General features: G+C 65.6%; 21 protein-coding genes. 10 read left to right on the top strand and 11 right to left on the bottom strand.

What is annotated here, in order from left to right; translation table 11 throughout:
- The first annotated feature begins 50 nt into the window (after positions 1-50).
- Positions 51-1022 (top strand): MBL fold metallo-hydrolase, encoded by a 972-nt coding sequence (locus tag AC1RQP_RS08825; protein ID WP_492936636.1) that lies wholly within the window; start codon positions 51-53, stop codon positions 1020-1022.
- Between the two features lie 90 nt (positions 1023-1112).
- Positions 1113-1295, top strand: a complete 183-nt coding sequence (locus AC1RQP_RS08830; RefSeq protein WP_492937153.1) for a hypothetical protein — start codon at positions 1113-1115, stop codon at positions 1293-1295.
- Here the strand turns inward: AC1RQP_RS08830 and AC1RQP_RS08835 are convergent, their stop codons facing one another.
- A complete protein-coding gene (locus AC1RQP_RS08835) occupies positions 1296-2189 on the bottom strand; it encodes a LysR family transcriptional regulator (protein WP_492936637.1) in 894 nt (297 codons plus the stop codon).
- A 359-nt stretch (positions 2190-2548) separates the two neighbouring features.
- On the opposite strand from AC1RQP_RS08835, the gene AC1RQP_RS08840 reads away from it, so the two are divergent.
- Entirely contained in the window at positions 2549-3553 is a 1005-nt protein-coding gene (locus AC1RQP_RS08840) for an alpha/beta fold hydrolase (RefSeq protein ID WP_492936638.1), read from the top strand.
- A 149-nt stretch (positions 3554-3702) separates the two neighbouring features.
- Entirely contained in the window at positions 3703-5058 is a 1356-nt protein-coding gene (locus AC1RQP_RS08845; protein WP_492936639.1) for an esterase-like activity of phytase family protein, read from the top strand.
- A 189-nt stretch (positions 5059-5247) separates the two neighbouring features.
- On the opposite strand, the gene AC1RQP_RS08850 is transcribed toward AC1RQP_RS08845, so the two are convergent.
- The 6 genes from AC1RQP_RS08850 to AC1RQP_RS08875 form a co-directional block, all read right to left on the bottom strand.
- Positions 5248-6078: an energy transducer TonB family protein gene (locus AC1RQP_RS08850; RefSeq protein ID WP_492936640.1), complete on the bottom strand. Its 831-nt coding sequence runs from the start codon at positions 6076-6078 to the stop codon at positions 5248-5250.
- Positions 6078-6524, bottom strand: a complete 447-nt coding sequence (gene exbD / locus AC1RQP_RS08855) for a TonB system transport protein ExbD (RefSeq protein ID WP_492936641.1) — start codon at positions 6522-6524, stop codon at positions 6078-6080. The genes AC1RQP_RS08850 and exbD overlap by 1 nt, the downstream gene beginning before the upstream one ends.
- Before the next feature lie 3 nt (positions 6525-6527).
- Positions 6528-7292 carry a tonB-system energizer ExbB gene (gene exbB, locus AC1RQP_RS08860; RefSeq protein WP_492936642.1) on the bottom strand — a complete coding sequence of 255 codons (765 nt, stop codon included), beginning with the start codon at positions 7290-7292 and terminating at the stop codon, positions 6528-6530.
- 27 nt (positions 7293-7319) lie between these two features.
- Positions 7320-7826, bottom strand: coding sequence for a heme utilization cystosolic carrier protein HutX (gene hutX / locus AC1RQP_RS08865; protein ID WP_492936643.1), 507 nt, complete (start codon positions 7824-7826; stop codon positions 7320-7322).
- A gap of 30 nt (positions 7827-7856) precedes the next feature.
- The gene (gene hmuQ, locus AC1RQP_RS08870) at positions 7857-8192 is read right to left on the bottom strand and encodes a heme-degrading protein HmuQ (protein ID WP_028182336.1); all 336 of its coding nucleotides are present in this window, start codon (positions 8190-8192) and stop codon (positions 7857-7859) included.
- A 98-nt stretch (positions 8193-8290) separates the two neighbouring features.
- The gene (locus AC1RQP_RS08875; RefSeq protein ID WP_492936644.1) at positions 8291-10642 is read right to left on the bottom strand and encodes a TonB-dependent hemoglobin/transferrin/lactoferrin family receptor; all 2352 of its coding nucleotides are present in this window, start codon (positions 10640-10642) and stop codon (positions 8291-8293) included.
- Between the two features lie 263 nt (positions 10643-10905).
- Here AC1RQP_RS08875 and AC1RQP_RS08880 point away from each other — a divergent pair, with 263 nt between their 5' ends.
- From AC1RQP_RS08880 to AC1RQP_RS08895, 4 genes are read left to right on the top strand one after another with little or no spacing between them, the layout of a single operon-like run.
- Positions 10906-11109 (top strand): hemin uptake protein HemP, encoded by a 204-nt coding sequence (locus AC1RQP_RS08880; protein ID WP_492936645.1) that lies wholly within the window; start codon positions 10906-10908, stop codon positions 11107-11109.
- A 6-nt stretch (positions 11110-11115) separates the two neighbouring features.
- A complete protein-coding gene (locus tag AC1RQP_RS08885) occupies positions 11116-12069 on the top strand; it encodes a heme/hemin ABC transporter substrate-binding protein (RefSeq protein ID WP_492936646.1) in 954 nt (317 codons plus the stop codon).
- Positions 12066-13151 (top strand): FecCD family ABC transporter permease, encoded by a 1086-nt coding sequence (locus AC1RQP_RS08890; RefSeq protein WP_492936647.1) that lies wholly within the window; start codon positions 12066-12068, stop codon positions 13149-13151. Before AC1RQP_RS08885 ends, AC1RQP_RS08890 begins: the two co-directional genes overlap by 4 nt.
- Positions 13148-13948 carry a heme ABC transporter ATP-binding protein gene (locus AC1RQP_RS08895; protein WP_492936648.1) on the top strand — a complete coding sequence of 267 codons (801 nt, stop codon included), beginning with the start codon at positions 13148-13150 and terminating at the stop codon, positions 13946-13948. Before AC1RQP_RS08890 ends, AC1RQP_RS08895 begins: the two co-directional genes overlap by 4 nt.
- 157 nt (positions 13949-14105) lie before the next feature.
- Here the strand turns inward: AC1RQP_RS08895 and AC1RQP_RS08900 are convergent, their stop codons facing one another.
- Complete coding sequence (locus tag AC1RQP_RS08900; RefSeq protein WP_492936649.1) at positions 14106-15782, bottom strand: mucoidy inhibitor MuiA family protein; 1677 nt, start codon at positions 15780-15782, stop codon at positions 14106-14108.
- A gap of 174 nt (positions 15783-15956) precedes the next feature.
- The gene (locus AC1RQP_RS08905; protein WP_061880802.1) at positions 15957-16577 is read right to left on the bottom strand and encodes a response regulator transcription factor; all 621 of its coding nucleotides are present in this window, start codon (positions 16575-16577) and stop codon (positions 15957-15959) included.
- Between the two features lie 204 nt (positions 16578-16781).
- Between AC1RQP_RS08905 and AC1RQP_RS08910 the strand changes: the two genes are divergently transcribed.
- Complete coding sequence (locus AC1RQP_RS08910) at positions 16782-17810, top strand: AraC family transcriptional regulator (protein WP_492936650.1); 1029 nt, start codon at positions 16782-16784, stop codon at positions 17808-17810.
- A 2-nt stretch (positions 17811-17812) separates the two neighbouring features.
- Here AC1RQP_RS08910 and AC1RQP_RS08915 read toward each other — a convergent pair whose 3' ends face one another.
- Positions 17813-19024, bottom strand: a complete 1212-nt coding sequence (locus AC1RQP_RS08915) for an NnrS family protein (RefSeq protein ID WP_492936651.1) — start codon at positions 19022-19024, stop codon at positions 17813-17815.
- 130 nt (positions 19025-19154) lie between these two features.
- Between AC1RQP_RS08915 and AC1RQP_RS08920 the strand changes: the two genes are divergently transcribed.
- Complete coding sequence (locus AC1RQP_RS08920) at positions 19155-19865, top strand: Crp/Fnr family transcriptional regulator (RefSeq protein ID WP_492936652.1); 711 nt, start codon at positions 19155-19157, stop codon at positions 19863-19865.
- Between the two features lie 107 nt (positions 19866-19972).
- Here the strand turns inward: AC1RQP_RS08920 and AC1RQP_RS08925 are convergent, their stop codons facing one another.
- Entirely contained in the window at positions 19973-20170 is a 198-nt protein-coding gene (locus AC1RQP_RS08925; RefSeq protein WP_131873994.1) for a DUF1858 domain-containing protein, read from the bottom strand.
- Positions 20171-20199: the final 29 nt, after the last annotated feature.

The raw sequence follows: 20199 nt of genomic DNA on the forward strand, positions 1-20199 counted from the left end.
GCGGGGTCGATCGTTGGCGCCGTCGATGATCGCGCGAAAGCGAGAATTGCATGGCATCGCCAAGACTCGATTCGTTGTCCCGACGAGGCTTCTGCTTGTGTTGCGTCGGCGGCGCAGCGTTCGCGGCCACCGCGGGCTGGCTCACACCGCGCCAGGCCTATGCCGAGGCCCGAGGCATCGTCAGCCTGATCAAGGACAGCGCGGCAACAGCGCCCATCACGACCTACAAGCTGCGCAACAACATCAGCGTGCTTGAGGGGTCCGGGGGCAACATTGCCGTCCTGACCGGGCCAGACGGCAAGGTGCTGATCGATGCCGGAATCGGCGTATCACGGCCGCAGCTGAGCAAGGCGCTGGCCGAACTCGGCGGCGAGCCGGTCACGCATCTGATCAACACGCACTGGCACTTCGACCATGCCGACGGCAATGAGTGGCTGCATGCGGCGGGTGCGAAGATCGTAGCGCACGAGAACACCCGCAAGCATCTCTCTGGCATCCAGCGAGTCGAGGACTGGGACTACAATTTCCTCCCCGCTCCCGCCGGGGCCCTGCCGGCCGAGGTCTTCGCCCAGGAGCACAGGCTGAAGCTCAACGGCGCATCGATTTCGCTAAAGCACTATGGACCCGCACATACCGATAGCGACGTTTCCGTCTCGTTCGCCGAGGCCAATATCCTGCATGCGGGCGATACCTACTGGAACGGCATCTATCCCTTCATCGACTATTCCACCGGCGGCAGCATCGATGGCATGATCTCGGCGTCCGACGCCAATCTCGCCGCGGCCAAGAGCGATACCATCATCATTCCTGGCCACGGCAAGCCCGTCAGCAACAAGGCCGAACTCCAAGAATTCCGCGACATGCTCGTTGCCATCCGCGACAATGTCGGCAACCTCAAGAAGCAGGGAAAGACGAGGGACGAGGCCGTTGCTGCCAAGCCGACCGCAGCGTTCGACGCGAAATGGGGGCAGTTCGTCGTCGATCCCGGCTATTTCACCAGGCTGGTCTACGAAGGCGTGTGACGTGCTGCGGGCAGCTGCGGCCTTTGGCCCGGCTTCACAAAACTGCAACGTGCCGTCCGAAGGCGTGCGTCCGCCAAGAGGCGGACGCACATGCGGGACTTTTCTCAGCACCGTCGCAACGATCATTCTCACCGCAGTTCTGCGCAGGCGCAGAGCGAGGGCGAATTCCCGGCCAAGCTCGCCGGCCACGTGGTGATGCCGGCCGAGTCGTTCATCGACGCGCCGGCTGACGCGCCAGCCGATCTCAAGGCCCCAAGCGCGGTGAAGGAATAACTAGGCCAGCCGCGCCTTGAGGCGCGGCGTGGCCCAATCCAGAAAGGCGCGGAGCTTGAGCGGAGCGGGCTTTCGCTCCGCGTAGATGATATGCACCGGCCAGGGCGCCTGCTCGAATTCCTCCAGCATGAGGACGAGCTTGCCGGAACGTCGCGCAGCCTCCATCTTGTAGGACATCACGCGCGTGACGCCGGCACCTGCGACGGCAGCTTCGACCGCCGCTTCCGAGTCGCTCACCGTCAATCTCGACCGTATCGGCACCGTGACTTCGCTGCCGTCCTTGACGAACTTCCAGCTCTTCTGCGCCGCATGGCTGTCGACGCCGATACAATCGTGCGACGCGAGATCGGCGGGCTCGCTCGGGTGCCCCCGCTTCGCGAGATATCCGGGACTGGCGCAGAGCACGAACCGGACCGAGCCGACCCGCGTCGCGATCAGGTTGCTGTCCGGCAGACTGCCGATACGAATCGACACATCGATATTCTCGTGGACGGTGTTGACGATGCGATCGGTAAGGACGAGCCGCAGCGCGATCTCGGGATAAGCCTCCATGAACTCGAGCGCGATCGGCAGAAGGTGCATGTGGCCCAGTCCCCACGGCGCCGTCACCGCGAGATCGCCCCTCGGACTTCTGTACTCGCCGGAGACCTCCCTCTCGGCATCGTCCACCTGCTCGATGATCCGCTTGCAGGCCTCGATATAGGATCGTCCCGCATCGGTCAGCGTCATCTGGCGCGACGACCTCTGAAACAGCTGGGCGTTCAGCCGCGCCTCCAGCTCGGCAACCGTCCGGCTGACCGTTGCGACCGGCATCCTGAGACGCCGGGAGGCTGCCGAAAAGCTTCCTGTTTCATTGACGGCGATGATCACCGACATCGCCTCCAGCCGGTCCATCAGACGCGTCTTTCCGTAACCTGAGAAGTTGCTTCTCGATCATATGGACTGATCCCGGCGGTCGCAATCGGCTACCCGAAGCTTGCTGCGGACTTTGGAATGGACGGCTGGAAGGTGCCTGGAAAACGATCATTCGACGAACGCCGGACATCATTCGGCTGCTCGCAATTCCGGCATCTCGGCCTCACGCGCGAAGACAGCGTGGATTTGGATCTGCCTTCGGTATCCTCCGGCGCACCAGCCACAAGCCGCCGAGCACAAGTCCGCCGGCCGCTTTGACGACGTCATCGCAGAATGCTGCGCCGGGCCTGCGGATACCGACGAATACAATCATCACCGATTTTGACTGGGAGATCGACATGAGTACCGAGAACATCACACGCCCATCAGCCGGCCTCGATCGCCGACACCTCGTCCTTGGCTTGTCCGGAGTTGCCGTGGCCGCGGCTACGCCGGCTGCCGCGGCGAAACCGCAACGCGATCACGCCGGAGCCGCGGGCTATCCGGTCACGTACCATCGGACCAGGACCGTCGACGGGATCAAGATCTTCTACAGGGAGGCAGGGCCGAAGGATGCACCCGTGGTGCTGCTGCTGCACGGCTTTCCGACTTCGTCGCACATGTTCCGCAACCTGATTCCGGCGCTGGCCGACCGGTACCACGTGATCGCGCCCGACTACCCGGGCTACGGGCAAAGCGACATGCCGCCGCGCGCGACATTCAAGTATACGTTCGATCGTTTCGGCGAGCTCGTCGATGGTCTGCTCGACCAGCTTGGCGTCAAGCGCTACGCAATGTACGTCATGGACTACGGCGCGCCAGTCGGCTGGCGGCTGGCGCTCAAACATCCCGAGCGCATCAGCGGCCTCATCGTCCAGAACGGCAACGCCTACGACGAAGGACTGAAGGAGTTCTGGAATCCGATCAAGCAATACTGGGCCGACGGGTCAGACAGCAGCCGTCAGGCGCTGATGAAGCTGCTGACGCTGGAGACGACCAAATTCCAGTACACCGACGGCATGTCCGACGTAAGCCGCATCTCGCCCGACAACTGGGTCCACGACCAGGCGCTGCTGGACCGGCCCGGCAACAACGAGATCCAACTGGACATGTTCTACGACTACCGGACCAATCTGCCGCTATACCCGGCAGTGCAGGCCTACTTCCGCAAGCACAAGCCGCCGACGCTGATCGTGTGGGGCAAGAATGATTTCATCTTTCCGGCCGACGGCGCCCATCCTTACAAGCGCGACCTTCCCCAGGTGGAGTTTCATCTCATCAACTCCGGCCACTTCCTGCTCGAGGACAGGTTCGACGAGGTAACGCCCCTGATCCGCGATTTCCTCGCTCGCAAGATGGCCTGAGGCGCAACGAGATCGGATCACGTGTCACCGAACCCGATTCCGATCTCCTCGCCGCCAAGCAGTAGCCGGGCCTGCGGCCTTTGGCCCGGCTTCACAAAACTGCAACGTGCCGTCCGCATAAGGCGTGCGTCCACCAACAGGAGACGCACATGCGCGCGACTTTTCTCAGCACCGTCGCAACGATCATTCTCACCGCCAGTTCTGCGATGGCGCAGGGCGAAGGCGAATTCCCGGCCAAGCTCGCCGGCCACGTGGTGATGCCGGCCGAGTCGTTCATCGACGCGCCGGCCGACGCACCCGCCGATCTCAAGACCCCGGGCAAATATACCACCGGCAAGCGGGTCGACGCGCTTGGCACCGTCATGGGCAAATCCTACGAGCGACCGACCGGCGTGTCGCTGCCGTTCAAGGGCCAGCCGCTCCAGGGGAATTCGGGCATCAAGACCATGCCCGACGGTAGCTTCTGGGTCATCACCGACAACGGCATGGGCGCGCGCGCCAACTCGCCGGATTCGATGCTGTACCTGAACCGCTACAAGATGGATTGGGCGAGCGGCAAGATCGAGCGACAGGAGACCATCTTCCTGCACGATCCCGACAAGAAGGTGCCCTTCCGCATCGTGCATGAGGATAGCCAGAAGCGCTATCTCACCGGCTCCGATTTCGACACCGAAGGCTTCCAGATCGTCGGCGACACCTTCTGGATCGGCGACGAGTTCGGCCCCTATATCCTGAAGGCCGACAAGTCGGGCAAGATCCTCGGCGTGTTCGATACGGTTGCCGACGGCAAGCCGGTGCGCTCGCCGGACAATTGGGCCGTCGCGACGCCGGGTGCGCCGGGCGCGACCTACACCAACGTCAATCTCCGCCGCTCCAAGGGCTATGAGGGCTTCGCCTCGTCGAAAGACGGCAAGTTCCTCTACGGCCTGCTCGAAGGACCGCTGTGGGATGCCGAGAAGAAGGACTGGGAGAAGGTCGACGGCAAGGAGGCCGCCCGCATCCTCGAGTTCGACGTCGCCGCGGAGAAGTTCACCGGCCGCTACTGGCAGTATGTGTTCGAGCAGAACGGTAACGCCATCGGCGACTTCAACATGATCGATCAGGCCTCTGGCCTCATCATCGAGCGCGACAATGGCGAAGGCACGGCCGACAAGGCCTGCCCGCAAGGCACCCGCGGCGAGAATTGCTTCCCTGACCTCGCCAAGTTCAAGCGCGTCTACAAGATCGAGCTCTCCGACGCCAATGTCGGCAAGCCCGTGCGCAAGATCGGCTATATCGACCTGATGAAGATCAGGGATCCCGACAAGAAGGCGCGGAAGCCGCTCAACGACGGCGTCTACACCTTCCCGTTCTTCACCATCGAGAACGTCGATCGCGTCGACGACACCCATATCATCGTCGGCAACGACAACAACCTGCCGTTCTCCTCCAGCCGCGATCCCAACAAGGCCGACGACAACGAGTTCGTGCTGCTCGAGGTCGCGGATTTCCTGAAGGCGAAGTAGCAGATCGCTTGCTCTTCAGACGCAACAAGCCCGCTGTCGTCCCGGCGAAAGCCGGGACCCAGCCACAGGGAGCAGTTGCCGCACGAGATCGGAGTCTCCGATCTTCGTCAATTTACGCCCCGTGCCATGGGTCCCGGATCTGCGCTGACGCTTGTCCGGGACGACGGCTGAGTTTGCGGGGATGGCACGTCACCTCACCGTAAACTCCACCGGAATCGTAAAACTCATCGAACCGTTCTTGATCTCGTCCGGGATCGGCGGGAACGGCGAGGCCTGGCGGATCATCGCCATGGCCTGCGCGTCGAAGGCGGCGACGCCGGACGAGCCGCCGAGGCGGCTGGACGTGACTTGCCCGCTACGGCTGAGGGTGAAGCTCAGCCTCGCGACGCCGCGCTGGCCGCCCCCACCTGACGGATATTGATGGAAGCGCATCAGGTGCGCGCGGACGCGTTGATTGTAGGATGCAATCGCGGAGGCCATTGCGCCCGCACTCATGGCGGATGCCATCGGCGCCTCGCGCTCGGCGCGCGGCGGCGCACTGTTGCGCGGCGCGGGCGTCGCCTCCGACGGCTTCTTCGCCTCGCGGCGAACCACTTTCGGCTTCACTGCGGCAGGCGTTTCGACCGGCACGATCTTCGCCGGCTCGGGCCTGGCCGGTGTCGGCTCCAGCTTCCGCTCCGGCGGCGCCACGACATCCGGCTGCTCCTGCGGCGGCGTCGGCGCGATCGTCTCCTCGACGGCCTGCTGCTGGACGGGTTCGGGCGGTGAGGCGTCGGCCTCTTGCATGACCGGCCCCGGGGCGAGGTCGTCCTGCGTCGGCTGCGGCGCCGAGGTCACCGGGGCCATGTCGATCATGATCGCGGGCAGGCTGACGCCCTGCTCGGGCTGCGACTTGAGCCAGCTCGCCGCAAGCAGCGCGGCAGCCACGTGCAACGCCACGATCACGGCCGCCGAGACACCCCAGCGCGCGCCCTCGTGCTCGCCGAGCGGCTCGTGCAGGGCGAAGGCGTTCGCGGCCATCAGCTGCGTCCGTCGAGGCCGACCAGCGCGACCTTGAGATAGCCGGCATTGCGCAAGGCGTTCATCACCTCCATCAGGTCGCCATAGGAAACGGCCTTGTCGGCGCGCAGATAAATGCGCTCGTCCTTGCGGCCTTTGGTGGCAGCATCGAGCGAGCTGCCGAGCGCGTCGCGACCCACGATATCTTCACCCACCGCGATCGAAAGATCCGGCTTGACGGTGACGAAGACCGGCTTGTCGGGCCGCGGCGCCGGTTCGGCCGCGGTGGCCGGTAGATCGACGCCGATGTCGACGGTGGCAAGCGGAGCCGCCACCATGAAGATGATCAGGAGCACCAGCATCACGTCGATGAACGGCGTGACATTGATCTCGTGGGTAACGTCGAGATCGCCCGAGTCACCGCGCGCGAGCAGCGATGGCGAACGTGCGCCGAGCTTGGTGACCATGGCCTACTCCGCAGCCCGCGCCAGGCGGAGATGGCCGTGGTCGCGCTGGCGGCTGACCAGCAGCATGAGCTGCGCCGAGGCGTCGCCGAGCAGGGCGCGGTAATTGGCAATGCCGCGGACGAGATGATTGTAGATCACGACCGCCGGGATAGCGGCGACGAGACCGAGCGCGGTCGCGAGCAACGCTTCCGCGATGCCCGGCGCGACCACTGCAAGGCTGGTAGTGTGACTCTCGGAGATGCCGATGAAGGAATTCATGATGCCCCAGACAGTGCCGAACAGGCCGACGAACGGCGCGGTGGCGCCGATGGTCGCGAGCACGCCGGTGCCGCGCGCGATCTGCCGCGACATCGCCGCCTCGACCCGCTCCAGCCGCAGCGCGACGCGCTCCTGCAGGCCGTCGCCCGAGAGCTCCGCTTCCCTGGCGCAGGACTGGATGAGCTGAGCAACAGCGTCGCGCGCGTCGCCAGCTCTTGCGGATGCCTCGGCCAGCGTCATGTTGCCCTCGAGGCCGCGCGTCCGCCGCAGGGCGAGCGAGCCCTTGCGGCGCAACTCGATGGTCTTGGCGAGCCACACCGTCCACGTCACCAGCGAGGCGATGGCGAGCCCGACCATCACCGTCTTCACGATGATGTCGGCGCTGACGAACATGCCCCAGGGCGACAGATTGCGCGGCAACAGGGCCTGCTCGATCGCGAAGGCGGGTGCCGGCGCTAGCGCCAGCGCGATGGCTAGGATTGCATGCCGAAGCCTGGAATTGCACAGCATCCCGATCTCCCGACGAATTGAGGCGAGCTACGCCGCTGCGGCGGCCGCGATCCGGTCCGCAAGTTGCCGAAACCGCGCCAACTGGTCTCCGCGTAGCGCCCGGGTCTCGTCCCGGCCGACAAACACCTTGAACATGATGCCGCCATCGGCGTTGACGAAGGCGACGAAGGCGGACGTCTTGCCCATGAAGGGGCGCTCGACGAAAGCAACGGCCGCGCACCGCTCGTGGCGGAGATGGCCGTGCAATCCCTTCGGCTGCATCAGGTTGAAATAGCCGCGGCCGATCTCCCCCGCGGGAATTGGGCCCGTGAACTCGAAGATCGCATCATCCGTGTGCACGATGAGGGTGACCTCGCCCCATGCCGCGATGTCCTGCATGACGGCCGCAAAGTGCTCGCCGCCCCCGATGCGCATCATGGCAGACGGCAGCGCCTCGATCACCGCGCGCGGGGTGACCTTGCGCTCGCGCGCGACGTCCTCGATCACCGCGCCGGGATTGTCGGCCATATACGCCTTGAGATCGGTGCTCGGCATGTCCGGCTCCCTTTTGTGATCGGCCGCGATCTAGGCGGCCGCGCTCGCCTTGCGCTCGGTCATGATGACCTCGAACCCTTCGAACTTGGGATGACCGAGATAGAGGCTCTCGCCGGTCTTGTTGTCGGCCCGCGCATGGGCGCGGCGGAATTCCTCCGAGCGCGTCCAGGCCTCGAAGGCAGCCTTGTCGATCCACACCGTGTGCGAGGAATACAGCGTGTGGTCCTCGGCGACCGGCCCCTTGAGCAGATGGAATTCGACGAAGCCCGCCATGCTGCCGAGATAGGACTCGCGCGTCCGCCAGACGGTTTCGAACGCGGCTTCCGAGCCGGGTTTCACCTGAAAGCGATTCATAGCGATGAACATAAAGGTCTCTCCTTGCTATCAAGACGAAAACGCGCCGATGCCGCGCTGGAACATCAGCGCAGCCCGGCGGAGGTTGTGGAGCTGCGGGGCCGGCCGGCTTACGCACCTCCAAAGTGGATCTTCATTCCGGCCTTGTAGACTCTGCCCGGACCCGGGCTCGACCACAGCACGTCGTTCTGCGACGTGCCGTCGGTCGAGCTGCCGGGAATGGCGTAAGGCCGGTAGTACTGGTTCAAGAGATTGTCGATCGAGGCCGAGATCACGATGTCCCTGGTCGCATTGTAGGTCAGGTACAAATTGACGAGATCGTAGCCGGTCGAGCGGATATAGTTGGCCGGCACGTCGTTGTTGGGGCCGTACGACGCCCACTGCGCCGACAGGATCAGCGCGCGATCGAGCAGGCGGACGCCGCCGGTGGTGACGACCTTGGTCGGGGTGATGGTCGCGAGCCCGATATTGGTCTGGACGTTCTTGCCCTTGATGTAGTGCCCCGCTACGCCGATGAACCAGCTGCCGGCATCGTACATCGTCTCCGCCTCGAAGCCCTCGATGCGGGCATTGGCGATGTTCTGGTACTGATAGTACTGGCTGAACGATCCGAACGGCGGCACCGCGACCGGCGCCGAAGCGACGAGGTCGATGTAGTCGCTGACATCGTTGCGGAAGAGATTGATCTTGCCGCGAAACGAGTCGTTGGCGCTGAAGATGTTGTCGTACTTCAGGTTGAAGCCGACCTCCTTGTTCTTGCCGACCTCGGGACGAAGGTTCGGGTTGGGCAGGAAGCAGAACAGGCCGACGGTGCCGTCAGGACAGGGGAAGAAAGCCGGCCCGCCACCCGTCGCATGCGCGCCGGAGATCACGGTCTCGGTGATCGACGGCGCGCGATAGCCCTCGGCGTAGCTGACATAGGGCTGGAAGCCCGGAACCGGCGTGACGCCGAGCGTGATCTTCGGCGAGAAGCGGTCGCCGCCGGCGCTGGTCCTGCCGGAATCAAGGTCGTAGCGGTCATAGCGGATCGCGCTCACCGCCTCGAACCAGGTGCCGTAGTTCTGCTTCAGCTGAAGGAAACCGCCCGAGACGGTGCGTATGCCGCTCGGCGTCGTGATGTTGGAATTGCCGCGGCTGTCGGTCGTGATCACGTCGTCCTGGAAGGCGTCGATGCCCCAGGTGACTGCGTTGCGCCAGTCGCCCACATTGAAGCGCGTGGTGTTGTTGACGTCGATGCCGTAGGTATCGAGGACATAGCCGCGCTTGTCGCCGACACAGCCCGAAATGTTGTTGCCGAAATTGCCCGTCCCGCAATAGGCGCCGCCGGACGTGGAATAGTGATAGGTCTTGGTCTGGTCGTTGTCGACGCGATTGCCGTAGATCGACATGTGCCAGTCGAACAGATTGTCGCTCGGCAGCGAATAGTTCCAGGTGATGGTCCCGGTGTAGTTCTTCGCATCGGAGGCGTAGACCGACGAGCCCTGATAGAGCGCGCGCTGCGCCGCTGTTACCACCGGACCGCGGTTGAACTGGCCGATATCGTATTGATAGTCCTGGAAGACGGCGCCGAACTTGACCTCGTGACCGAGGGCCGGCCGCACCGTGAGCTTCATCAACCCGGCCTCGACCTGGTTGCCGGTGTTGCCGATCTCGGTGCCGTTGCCGTCCTTGTAATTGCCTTGCGTGCGGTAGACAGCGCCGCCGAAGATATCGACGTCGGGCGTGGCGCGCACGCCGCCGAACACCGAGCCGAGGCCGCGATTGTTGTTGGACCCGTAGGAGCCCGAGAGATCGACGCCCCAGCGCTCGCCGGGGCGCAGCACATCGTTGATGTCCTTGGTGCGGAACGAGACCAGGCCGCCGATCGCGCCGGAGCCGTAGATGTTGGCGGTCGGTCCGCGCACGACGTCGACCCCGCCGATCAATTCAGGATCGAGGAAGAAGGAGCCGTTGGCGTTGTGGCCGGTGCGCTGGTAGTTCTGCCGCGCGCCATCGACGACGACTGCGACGCGCCCGAAATCCTGCAAGCCGCGAATGTTGATGACGGTCGCGGGATCGTCGCCGCGCTCCTGAAACGACACGCCGGGAATGGCGTAGAAGATGTCCGACAGCCGGTTCGGCTGGAGTCCCTGGATCTTGTCCAGCGAAATCGAGCTGACGGGCGCGAGCGCATCGATCGCCCGCTCCGGGGTCTTGGTCGCGGCGACCGTGATGGTATCGAGCGTCTGCACGGGTGGAGTACCGCCCGCTTGCGCGTGCGCATTCATGACGTCTGGCGTTGCCTGCTGCGCCGCCTGCGGCTTGGCCAGCTTGCGCTTTGCCTGCTTCGGCCGCTCCGACGAGGCGCTTTCGGCTTGCGGCGATGCGGTCTGCGCGAGACTGCTCTCCGTCACCAATGCTGCAAATGAAACCACCGACGCGCCCAAAATCAGGGCGCGCGAATACCTAGCCCCGTCAGCCATATCAGCCCCAGCCTGCCCTTCGCTTTAATTTTGGAGTCTCTTGGCTGGCGCGCGTTCGCAACGCGAACGACTGGCTGGCTGATCTTCTCAAACCGCGGGGACGTCACCCCGCTGCCACAATTGGTTACGTGGCAACACTCCGACGGTCAATGACAACTGATTGCAGTTTATATCGATTGTAAATTGCCGCCGTTGGAATGCGCCTCGCGCCGCTTATACAGGACAAGCTAGATCTGAAACTTCGAAAGCGCACCACGACGACAATGTCAGCATCATCCGGAGACAGCGGCGGCGCGGCAGGGCCGGCAGGAAGCCCTTCCGCAACAACGAGAACCCTCACCATGCGAGGGAGCCGGATCGACAGCCGCGAGCTGTTTGCGGCCGAGCGCGAGATCATCATCGCGCATGGCGAGGACAGCTATCGCCTGCGCCTGACCTCGCAGAACAAGCTGATCCTGACGAAGTGAAGCGCAATGGCATTTTGTCGCACTTTCGCTCATGTCCTGCTCGCCGGCACGATCGCGCTCGCGTCTGCCGCGCACGAGGCCGGCATCACCGTACATGATGCGCGCAATCGCGAGGTCGCCGTGAACGACTTCGCGCGCACCGTCTCGATCGGCGGCGCCATCACCGAGATCCTCTATGCACTCGGGCTGGAGAGCCGGCTGGTCGGCGTCGATACGACGAGTCTCTATCCGCCGGCGGCGCTGCGCGACAAACCCAATGTCGGCTACATGCGCCAGATCTCGGCCGAAGGCGTGCTGGGCCTCAACCCCACCCTGATCCTGGCGATCCAGGGATCGGGTCCACGCGAGACCATGGAGATCCTGGAGACGGCCAAGGTGCCGCTGGTGCTGGTGCCTGAGACCTTCTCCGAGGAAGGCCTGATCGAAAAAATCAAGCTGGTCGGCCACGCCATGGGTGTCGATGCGCGTGCCGCATGTCTGAGCGCAGCTGTCGGCGCCGACCTTGCGCAGCTCCGCGCACTGCGCGCCAGGGTGACGAAGCCGGTGCGCGTGATGTTCGTGATGTCGCTCCAGAACGGGCGGGCGATGGTGGCCGGCCGCAAGACCGCGGCGGACGAGATCATCCAGCTCGCGGGCGCGACCAATGCGGTGGACGATTACGACGGCTACAAGATCATCAGCGACGAGGCGATCGTGGCGGCCAGGCCCGAATTCGTGCTGTCGATCGAGCGCGGCAAGGAGTCACTTCAGGCCGACGCGGTCTATGCCCATCCCGGTTTTGCGCTGACGCCGGTCGCGGCCAGCAAGAGCTTCATCACCATGGACGGGCTCTATCTGCTCGGCTTCGGGCCGCGGACGGCGGCGGCAGCGCGTGATCTGTCCGTCAAGCTCTATCCGGCGTTGGCCGACCAGGGCGGCGCGTTCACGTCGGCCCTGTCGGCGGCGAACTGCCGGCAATGAGCTTGGCGGTCCGGATCGACGCACGGAGCCCGCGACGAAGCGCCAGACGGCGGTCTGCATCCTTCGCGATTCCTGTCCTGATCGCGGTGCTCGCGGTGACGGCGATCGTCGCGCTGACCGTCGGCGCCGCGGGTATCCCCCTCTCCCGCCTGCCTGCGGCGCTGGGCCTTGCCGGCGAAAGCACTGCCATGACGGTTCGCGACCAGCTCGTTCTGTGGTCGATCCGCGTTCCACGGATCGCGGCAGCCGCGATGGTCGGCGGCCTGCTTGCCGCGGCCGGCGCGATCATGCAGGGGCTGTTTCGCAATCCGCTCGCCGATCCCGCCCTGGTCGGCGTCTCCAGCGGCGGCGCGCTCGCAGCCGCGAGCGCGATCGTCTTCACCGATTCACGCTTCGGCGAGGCGCTGCGCTTTCTCCAGACCGAACTGTTGCCGATCGCAGCCTTCGCGGGATCGCTGGCGACCACCGCAATCCTCTACGGCATCTCCGGCCGATCGGGGCGGACCTCGATTGCGATCTTCCTGCTCGCCGGCGTCGCCATCACCGCGATCGCCAACGCGGGCATCGGCCTCCTGGTGTTCATCGCCGACGACCGCCAGCTGCGCGACATCACGTTCTGGATGCTCGGCTCGATGAGCGGCGCGACCTGGACCAAGGCCGCCGTCCTCGCGCCGATCCTCGTCATCGGGCTGGCCGCCTGCGCCTTCATCGCGCGCGGTCTCGATCTGCTGGTGCTCGGCGAGGCCGACGCCTTCCACGGCGGGGTCGACGTCGAGCGCCTGAAGCGGATCTCGATCGTCATGGTCTCCGCCATGACCGGCGTCGCGGTGTCGATCAGCGGCGTCATCGGCTTCGTCGGCATCGTCGTGCCGCATCTGCTCCGCCTCGTGATCGGGCCGGCGCATCGCCTGCTGCTGCCGGCCTCGGTGCTATCAGGCGCCATCCTGATGGTCGGCGCCGACACGCTGGCGCGCACCATCGTGGCGCCGGCGGAGATGCCGATCGGCATCCTGACCGCCGCCATCGGCGCACCCGTGTTTCTCTTCATCCTGTTGCGGCAGCGCGGGCTCGGCTCGCTATGAACGCGGTGATCGAGGCACGAGCGCTGGGCAAGCGCGCCGGCCGCGCGACGCTGCTCGATGGCGTCGGCCTGACGGTTGCGGCGGGCGAGATGGTCGCCGTCATCGGCCCGAACGGCGCCGGCAAGTCGACGCTGCTGCGGCTGCTCTCCGGCGATCTTCGCCCGAGCGCAGGCGAGGTGCGCCTGAAGCAGCGCGACATCGGCAGCTTCACGCCGCGCGAGCTTGCCGCGCGCCGTGCGATGCTGTCCCAGCACATCAACGTCACCTTCCCGTTCACGGTCGAGGAGATCGTGCTGATGGGAGCAGGCGAGCGCAGCCTGCGCGACACTGGATCACTCGTCGACTCCGCCCTGAACGAGGTCGGCCTCGCACATTTCCGCGAACGGCAATTGCCGACGCTGTCAGGCGGCGAGCAGCAGCGCGCCCATTTCGCCCGCGTGCTGGTGCAGCTCGCCTGCGGCGAGGCCGAGCACGGCCCCGGGCTTTTGCTGCTGGACGAGCCGACCTCGAGCCTCGATCTGCGTCACCAGATCGACCTCGTCGAAGCGGCGCGCCGCCGCGCGGCGGCCGGCACCGCCGTCATCGCGATCCTGCACGATCTCAATCTCGCGATCCGCTTCGCCGACCGGCTGATCGTGCTGAATGGCGGCCGGCTCGTCGCCGACGGGCCGCGCGCGGAGGTCGTCACACGCGAGATCATCCGCGATATTTTCGAGATCGACGCCGTCGTCCATCAGGCCGATGGCGTGCCATTTGTATTGCCGCAGTCGATGCGGGCGAGCTCGCCCTCGCGGTGAAGGTACGCTCCCTCCCCCGCTTGCGGGGGAGGGCCGGGGAGAGGGTGTCTCCGCACGCGAGAAGCCCCAAGAGGAGAGAACCCTCACCCGGCGCTTCGCGCCGACCTCTCCCGCAGGCGGGAGAGGTTAAGAGAGACCGCGGCACGGTCCTTCCGCCTCACCCCGCCGGCACGATCACCATGCTCTTGTCCTTGGGCCAGCGGATGCGCCAGGCGAAGTTGATGTCCTTGACCTCGCCGGGCCTGGCGTCGAACGACCATTCCAGCACGCCGCGCCTGTCGCGGATGTTGCTCGCGGTCGGCTGGGTGCTCGAGGGCAGCATCTCGACGACGATGTCCTCGTTCTCGCTGACCGGCAGCTGATCCTCGATCGCGACCTTGATCGGGAAATCATGGCCATTGCGGATCGTGGTCTTGAACGAACGCTCGTCGGTCTTCGACGTCGTCACGAGCAGGCCGGCCGAGCCCTCGTTGCGCTTGAGCACGGCGCGCTCGATTCTGACCTTGTCGTCGGCGCCGAAGCCGAGCCGCACGATGTCGTCCTTGGCGGACGCCGTGATCTTGCCGCGGCCGACGAAGGTGCCGTCGCGGTAGATCGCGACCTTGCCCGGCAAGAGACTGGCATCGTCGGTCTGCTTGAAGCTGGCTTCGAGGAAGGCGGTCGGATCCATCACCGGGGCCGCGCGAACCGCGAGATCGGCGGGCACGGTCATGGAAGCAATGCGCAGGCTCTTGGCACCCTCGGCGGCGCCGAGGCTGACGCGGCCGGGAATTCTGAAGGTGGCCTGGAAATCGCCGATCTCGGCGACGGCCTGTTGCTCGTCGGCGCGCTCGGTCGCCTCTGCGACCTTGGACATGGGCTCGAACTGTGCCGAACGCTGGCGGGCGGTTGGCGCGGGCCGCGCCAGGTCCGAGGCGCTGCCGAGCGCAAGGGGCCTCGGCACTTGCGGATATTGCGCGACCAGCGAGTTCAGCTCCGGCGCGCTGCCGCCGCGGCCGATGCGGACCGTGGAGACGCCGAGCGTCACGTTCGACCAGTCTTCGCCGGTCGACTGCGTGACCTCGGCGCGGCGGACGAACTCGAGCTGCGGCTTGCGATCCTTGGCGCCGGTGTCGAGCCGGGCGTCGTAGAGCGGCACCCAGCGCGCGTTGCGCACGGCGTAGGTCACCCGCAATGTCGCTTTGGTCGCAGCCGCCGAGGCGACGTCGATCCGCACTTCCAGCTTGCTCGGCGGCTTGGCCGAGCGCTCGGCTTCCAGTTGCGCGATCTGTCGATCGATCTCGCGCTGTTTTCGCGTGGCATCGCGGATTGCGGTGTCAGCGGTCGCAATCTCCTCGGCAACCGCCGCAAACGCCGCCCGCCATTCGGTGATCGGCCGCGCCTCGCCCTTCTCGCCGAGGCCGGCCGGGGAGGCTTCAGCAAAATGCTGCGCAAATTTACGCCGGGCGTCGGCAGAGTCGATCGCACCTTGCAGATCGGCCCGCTGATCTCTCAGTGCTTCGATGCGCTTGTCGAGCTCGGGGAGGTTGGCCGGCTGCGCCGCCCTTGGCGGCCGCGCGTCGATCGTGCCGATCGTGAGCTTGGTGCCCGCCTCGCCTTCGACCCGGAGGGACGACGGATCGAGCGAGAGCGGAAAATCCCTGGCGACCAGCGTCGAGTCCCCGGAGGCGAGATCCAACGAAATGACGCGGGTGACGGTTGCGCCGTCGGGATAGACGGTGACCGTATCGATCGCCGACGTGGCGTCCACGTTGGCCGCCCATGACGACGATGCAACGGCCGTGGTCACCAGGACCAGGCTCGTGGTTGCCAACCATTTTGCGGTGATGCGCATAAAGTCCCTCCTGCCGGTATCGCCGCGCCGCCAGCCGGACGCGCGCGATGAAATGCCTCGCCATCGTGATGAGACGCGGCGGGGAAGGAACTGGTTCGATTGGGGTTTCCTTGGGGCGCAGCCGCGGCAGCAGCATGGCCGCGGAACGCATCGACGCGCGGCCTCGGCGGAGCCTCAGGCCTGCGTGGGTGAACCCTGGCCGAAGATGCGCCGGAGCAGATCGGTCACGTTGCGGGCGCCGGCCTTCTTCAGGATGCTGGCGCGGTAGCCCTCGACCGTCCGCGCGCTCAGATGCATCCGCCGGGCGATCTCCTTGTTGGTGAGGCCGGCGGCGAGATGCTCGAGCACGTCGCCCTCGCGCGCGGTCAGGGGCTCGCAGCCTGTCAGCCAGCGTTGCCGGCTCGCGCCGGGTTGCGCGAATTCGTCGATGGCGGCATCGATCCGGCCGACGATGTCGTGGGTGCGGAACGGCTTTTCGATGAAATCGGCCGCTCCGCTCTTGATGGCGTCGACGGCCATGGCAATGCTGCCGTTCGCCGACGTCACCAGCACGGGCGCCATGCAGTTCTCCCCGCGCAGCCGCTTGAGCACGTCGAGGCCGGACCGATCGGGCGGCAGCTCCAGCAGCACGCAGGCCGGCATCCGCGCCCTCGCGGCGGACAAGAGGGATGCACCGTCGGCGAAACAGATCACCTCGTAGGCGTTCTGCTGGAGCGCGGTCGAAAGTTGTTCGCGGGAGGCAGCGTCGGTGTCGATGACGAATATCTCACCCTTGGAAAGCATGTTTCCCGGCATGATCCCGATCCAGCAATGTCTTGGTCAAAAGGCCTGAGACGGTAGCGGGCTCCATCGCCCTGCCACGCCGTCGTAAACACGGCATTCACGCCCGTGCTTCGGTTTCCCCTATGTATGTTCCGCAGGGTTCCTGGATTTGACGGACCGGGACAGAAATTTTACATTTCGGGACATCTGCGGGAGCAGCTGGCAGGAACGGTTCGCATGACCGACCTCATTCGCAGCTCGAGCCTGAGTTATTATCCGGAGGTCGCCCGGTCGGTCGGGCTCGACCCCAGGCAGATGATGCGCAAGGCCAGGCTGCCGCCAGCCTGCCTCGACAAGCCCGACACGCCCATTGCCGTCGCCGGCCTGCGCCGTCTGCTCGAATCGTCCGCGGAGGCGTCCGGCGCCGAAGATTTCGGCTTGCGTCTCGCCGAGCGCGGCGGCCTGACCAATTTCGGCACGGTCGGCTTGATCGTGCGCGAGCAAGCGACCGTCGGCGAGGCGATCGATGCGTTCTCGCGCTTCATCCATATCCATCACGATGGCATGCGGCTGGACGTTGCGCGCAGCAAGCAGACCGTGACCATCACGATGCATCTGCGCGGCCGGAAACCGAGCGCGCCGCGGCAGTCGATCGACGTGGCGCTCGGCAGCGTCCACCGCACCATCCAGTCGCTGTTCGGGCATGACTGGCGGCCGCGGGAGGTGCACCTGCATCATCCGCCGCCGCACGATCGCAAGCGCTATCGCGAATTCTTCGGCTGCCGCGTGATCTTCAACGCGAGGGATGACGCGATCGTCTTGTCCGCGCATGATATGGAACGTCGGATCCCGAGCGCGCATCCGCTGATTGCGAGCTATCTCCGCAAGCGGATCGAGGCGATCGAAACACGGCCCGCAAGCTGGGAGCAGAAGGTCGACGAGGTCGTACGTCTCCTCCTTGCCGGCGGCGACTGCACGATCGAGCGCGTCGCCGAGCATCTCGCCTGCACCCGCCGCACCATCCACCGCCGCCTCGCAGCATCGGGCACCAGCTTCTCGGCCATCCTGGACGCGCAACGCGCCGATCTCGTGATCCAGTTGATCGACGCTCCCGGCCGGCGGCTGGCTGACATCGCGATGCAGCTTGGCTTCTCCGCGCAGAGCGCCATGGCGCGCTGGTTCCGCAGCCGGTTCGGCTGCACCATCACCGAGTGGCGCAAGGGCGTCCGGCCCGTCACGGCAGCGCCCACGGCGACTGCAGCTTGAGTTCAGCGTGCGGGAGCGGGCACGCCCATCGTGGCGAGGCCACGCCACCGGCTGCCGGCGAGCAGCGGGCCGAACGCGATGGCAAATCCGAGGAAAGCGACGATCCAGCCGCAGGCGGCGATGTGCAACAACACATCGCCATGTGCGGGCAACACGACGGCGGCGATCCGGGCCAGAGCCGCGATGATGATCGCAGCATAGATGCCCTGGATCGCCGGCGAAGCCGTCAACGCCTGTCCGGTGTGGCCGAGACTCGCGCGGGTCATGACCGCGAGCGTCATGGTTCCCGCCGCACCTGCCATCCAGGCGTGGATGCCGGCGCTTGGCGGCAGCACACCGAAAACCGCGAGGGCATGCAGGATGAAACCGAACGGCACGAAGACGTAGCCGGCATGCAGGATCACGAGCAGCCGCTCGCGGAAGGTGCGATCTCCGGCCCAGCGTGCAAGCCGCACCAAGTGCAGCCCACCGACAAGTGCCATCAGGACACCCGTGACGGCATTCGACGGCGCCACGATCCATGAGACGAGCGCGACCGCGCTACATCCGATCACGGCGCCGTCGAAGCGTCCGAACGGCACGGGCAGTCGGCCGGGATTGAACTTGACCAGCCAGTTACGGGTGAAGCTTGGGATGATGCGGCCGCCGATCAACGTAATCAGAAGAATGACCACGCTGATGCCGACGCGGATGCTGACATCGGCCGCGCCCTGCTCATGCGTTTCGACATGAAAAGCGACGTTGCCGGCGAGCAGAACGAGCACCAGCCCCACCACGGGCAGGTTGCGCCAGTTGCCGCCTGCGATGATCTCGCGCATCGCGGCCGCGACGACCAATGCCAGGAAGGCGGCATCGACGATCAGCGCAAACGCCCAGCCGATATCGGCCGACATCGTCACGGCGATGCGCCCGGCGAGCCAGACCATCAGCAGCGCCCCCAGCGGCATGCCCTGGATCGGCAGCCGCCCCGTCCAGTTCGGGATGGCCGTGAACAGGAACCCGGTGATGACGGCCGGCAGGAAGCCATAGAGCATCTCGTGGATGTGCCAGTCACGTGGCCCGAATGCGGAACTCACGGACAATTCGCCATAGAACATCGGCAGCCAGGCCAGGATCGACAGCGCCGCCTGGATCGCGGCGAGCAGGAAAAAGGGCCGAAAGCTGTTCGCGAACAGCGGCCAGCCCGCAAAGTTACGGGATCGGGCGCCAGCCATGGCGTCAACTCCAATCAATTCAGATCGTTGTTTGGAAAAATACCGCCGCCCGACCCGGCCCGTTTTGCGTTACCGCAAACACCAGGACGATTGCAGGTGCCATCACACTCCCGAGCGCCAAGGAGGCAGAATGGCCAAGGTCGACACATCGCTGGTTGCGCATTTGCCGCTGTTTGCGGGGATGACGCCGGAAGCTCTGGACGAGATCCTGCGTGAGGCCCGCTCGGCCCGCTTTTCCAAGAACAGTGCCATCTTCGAGCAGGGGGCCGACGCGCAGTCCTTCTTCCTGCTGTTGCACGGCCATGTCCGCGCGGCCAAGACCACGCCGACCGGTGAGCAGATCGTGGTACGCTATGTCGCGCCCGGCGAAACATTCGGGCTCGCGATGGCGATCGGAGCCGCGCGTTATCCGGCGACGGCGATGGCGGTCGACGACAGCGTGGTGCTGATCTGGCCGACCTCGGCCTGGCCTCGGTTGATCGAGCGGTTTCCGGCGCTTGCCGCCAACACGCTCCAGACCGTCGGCACCCGGCTTCAGGAGAGTCACACCCGCATTCTGGAAATGTCGACCCAGCAGGTCGAGCAGCGCATCGCGCACGCGCTGCTTCGCCTCGCCAAGCAGTCCGGCAAGAAGCTCGACCACGGCATCGAGATCGACTTCCCGATCAGCCGCCAGGACATCGCGCAGATGACCGGCACCACGCTGCACACCGTCAGCCGCATCCTGAGCGGCTGGGAGAGCCAAGGCCTCGTGGAGAGCGGCCGCCAGCGCATCATCCTGCGCGAGCCGCACAAGATCGTCGTGCTGGCGGAGCGGAATGCCGACGGCGGCGCGGCGTGAGAGCCGACGCCGGGATGCCTCCGCTGAAGGGATGAGGGGCGCTTCCGCTTACGGCGAAAACGCTCCCTCATCCGGGAACGCGCGCGCCCGCGCGATTCCAGACCGTTTCACGCCGGCACGCAATCGCTCAATGCAGCGAGGAATTTGTCGCGCTCGATGCCATGCTCGCGGCAGGCATCATCCACGGTGTGGAAGGTCGCGATCGGACAGCCGACGCAGGCCATCCTGAAGGCGAGAAACACGCGGATCGTGTGCGGCGCCGTGCGCATGATGTCATCGACCAGATCGTCGGATCCGAAGGGCATGGACAACTCCGTTCCGAATTGACGATAGC

Source organism: Bradyrhizobium sp. GW821-FHT13H06 (assembly GCF_058803975.1).

Excerpts from the sequence above, each read along its gene's own strand:
- AC1RQP_RS08880 (WP_492936645.1), top strand. The coding sequence starts at position 10,906 with ATGTCAGCATCATCCGGAGACAGCGGCGGCGCGGCAGGGCCGGCAGGA.
- AC1RQP_RS08875 (WP_492936644.1), bottom strand. The coding sequence starts at position 10,642 with ATGGCTGACGGGGCTAGGTATTCGCGCGCCCTGATTTTGGGCGCGTCG.
- AC1RQP_RS08840 (WP_492936638.1), top strand. The coding sequence starts at position 2,549 with ATGAGTACCGAGAACATCACACGCCCATCAGCCGGCCTCGATCGCCGA.
- AC1RQP_RS08900 (WP_492936649.1), bottom strand. The coding sequence starts at position 15,782 with ATGCGCATCACCGCAAAATGGTTGGCAACCACGAGCCTGGTCCTGGTG.
- AC1RQP_RS08835 (WP_492936637.1), bottom strand. The coding sequence starts at position 2,189 with ATGGACCGGCTGGAGGCGATGTCGGTGATCATCGCCGTCAATGAAACA.
- AC1RQP_RS08830 (WP_492937153.1), top strand. The coding sequence starts at position 1,113 with ATGCGGGACTTTTCTCAGCACCGTCGCAACGATCATTCTCACCGCAGT.
- exbB (WP_492936642.1), bottom strand. The coding sequence starts at position 7,292 with ATGCTGTGCAATTCCAGGCTTCGGCATGCAATCCTAGCCATCGCGCTG.
- AC1RQP_RS08825 (WP_492936636.1), top strand. The coding sequence starts at position 51 with ATGGCATCGCCAAGACTCGATTCGTTGTCCCGACGAGGCTTCTGCTTG.
- AC1RQP_RS08920 (WP_492936652.1), top strand. The coding sequence starts at position 19,155 with ATGGCCAAGGTCGACACATCGCTGGTTGCGCATTTGCCGCTGTTTGCG.
- AC1RQP_RS08910 (WP_492936650.1), top strand. The coding sequence starts at position 16,782 with ATGACCGACCTCATTCGCAGCTCGAGCCTGAGTTATTATCCGGAGGTC.
- AC1RQP_RS08905 (WP_061880802.1), bottom strand. The coding sequence starts at position 16,577 with ATGCCGGGAAACATGCTTTCCAAGGGTGAGATATTCGTCATCGACACC.
- hmuQ (WP_028182336.1), bottom strand. The coding sequence starts at position 8,192 with ATGTTCATCGCTATGAATCGCTTTCAGGTGAAACCCGGCTCGGAAGCC.
- AC1RQP_RS08915 (WP_492936651.1), bottom strand. The coding sequence starts at position 19,024 with ATGGCTGGCGCCCGATCCCGTAACTTTGCGGGCTGGCCGCTGTTCGCG.
- AC1RQP_RS08925 (WP_131873994.1), bottom strand. The coding sequence starts at position 20,170 with ATGCCCTTCGGATCCGACGATCTGGTCGATGACATCATGCGCACGGCG.
- exbD (WP_492936641.1), bottom strand. The coding sequence starts at position 6,524 with ATGGTCACCAAGCTCGGCGCACGTTCGCCATCGCTGCTCGCGCGCGGT.
- AC1RQP_RS08845 (WP_492936639.1), top strand. The coding sequence starts at position 3,703 with ATGCGCGCGACTTTTCTCAGCACCGTCGCAACGATCATTCTCACCGCC.
- AC1RQP_RS08850 (WP_492936640.1), bottom strand. The coding sequence starts at position 6,078 with ATGGCCGCGAACGCCTTCGCCCTGCACGAGCCGCTCGGCGAGCACGAG.
- hutX (WP_492936643.1), bottom strand. The coding sequence starts at position 7,826 with ATGCCGAGCACCGATCTCAAGGCGTATATGGCCGACAATCCCGGCGCG.
- AC1RQP_RS08885 (WP_492936646.1), top strand. The coding sequence starts at position 11,116 with ATGGCATTTTGTCGCACTTTCGCTCATGTCCTGCTCGCCGGCACGATC.
- AC1RQP_RS08890 (WP_492936647.1), top strand. The coding sequence starts at position 12,066 with ATGAGCTTGGCGGTCCGGATCGACGCACGGAGCCCGCGACGAAGCGCC.
- AC1RQP_RS08895 (WP_492936648.1), top strand. The coding sequence starts at position 13,148 with ATGAACGCGGTGATCGAGGCACGAGCGCTGGGCAAGCGCGCCGGCCGC.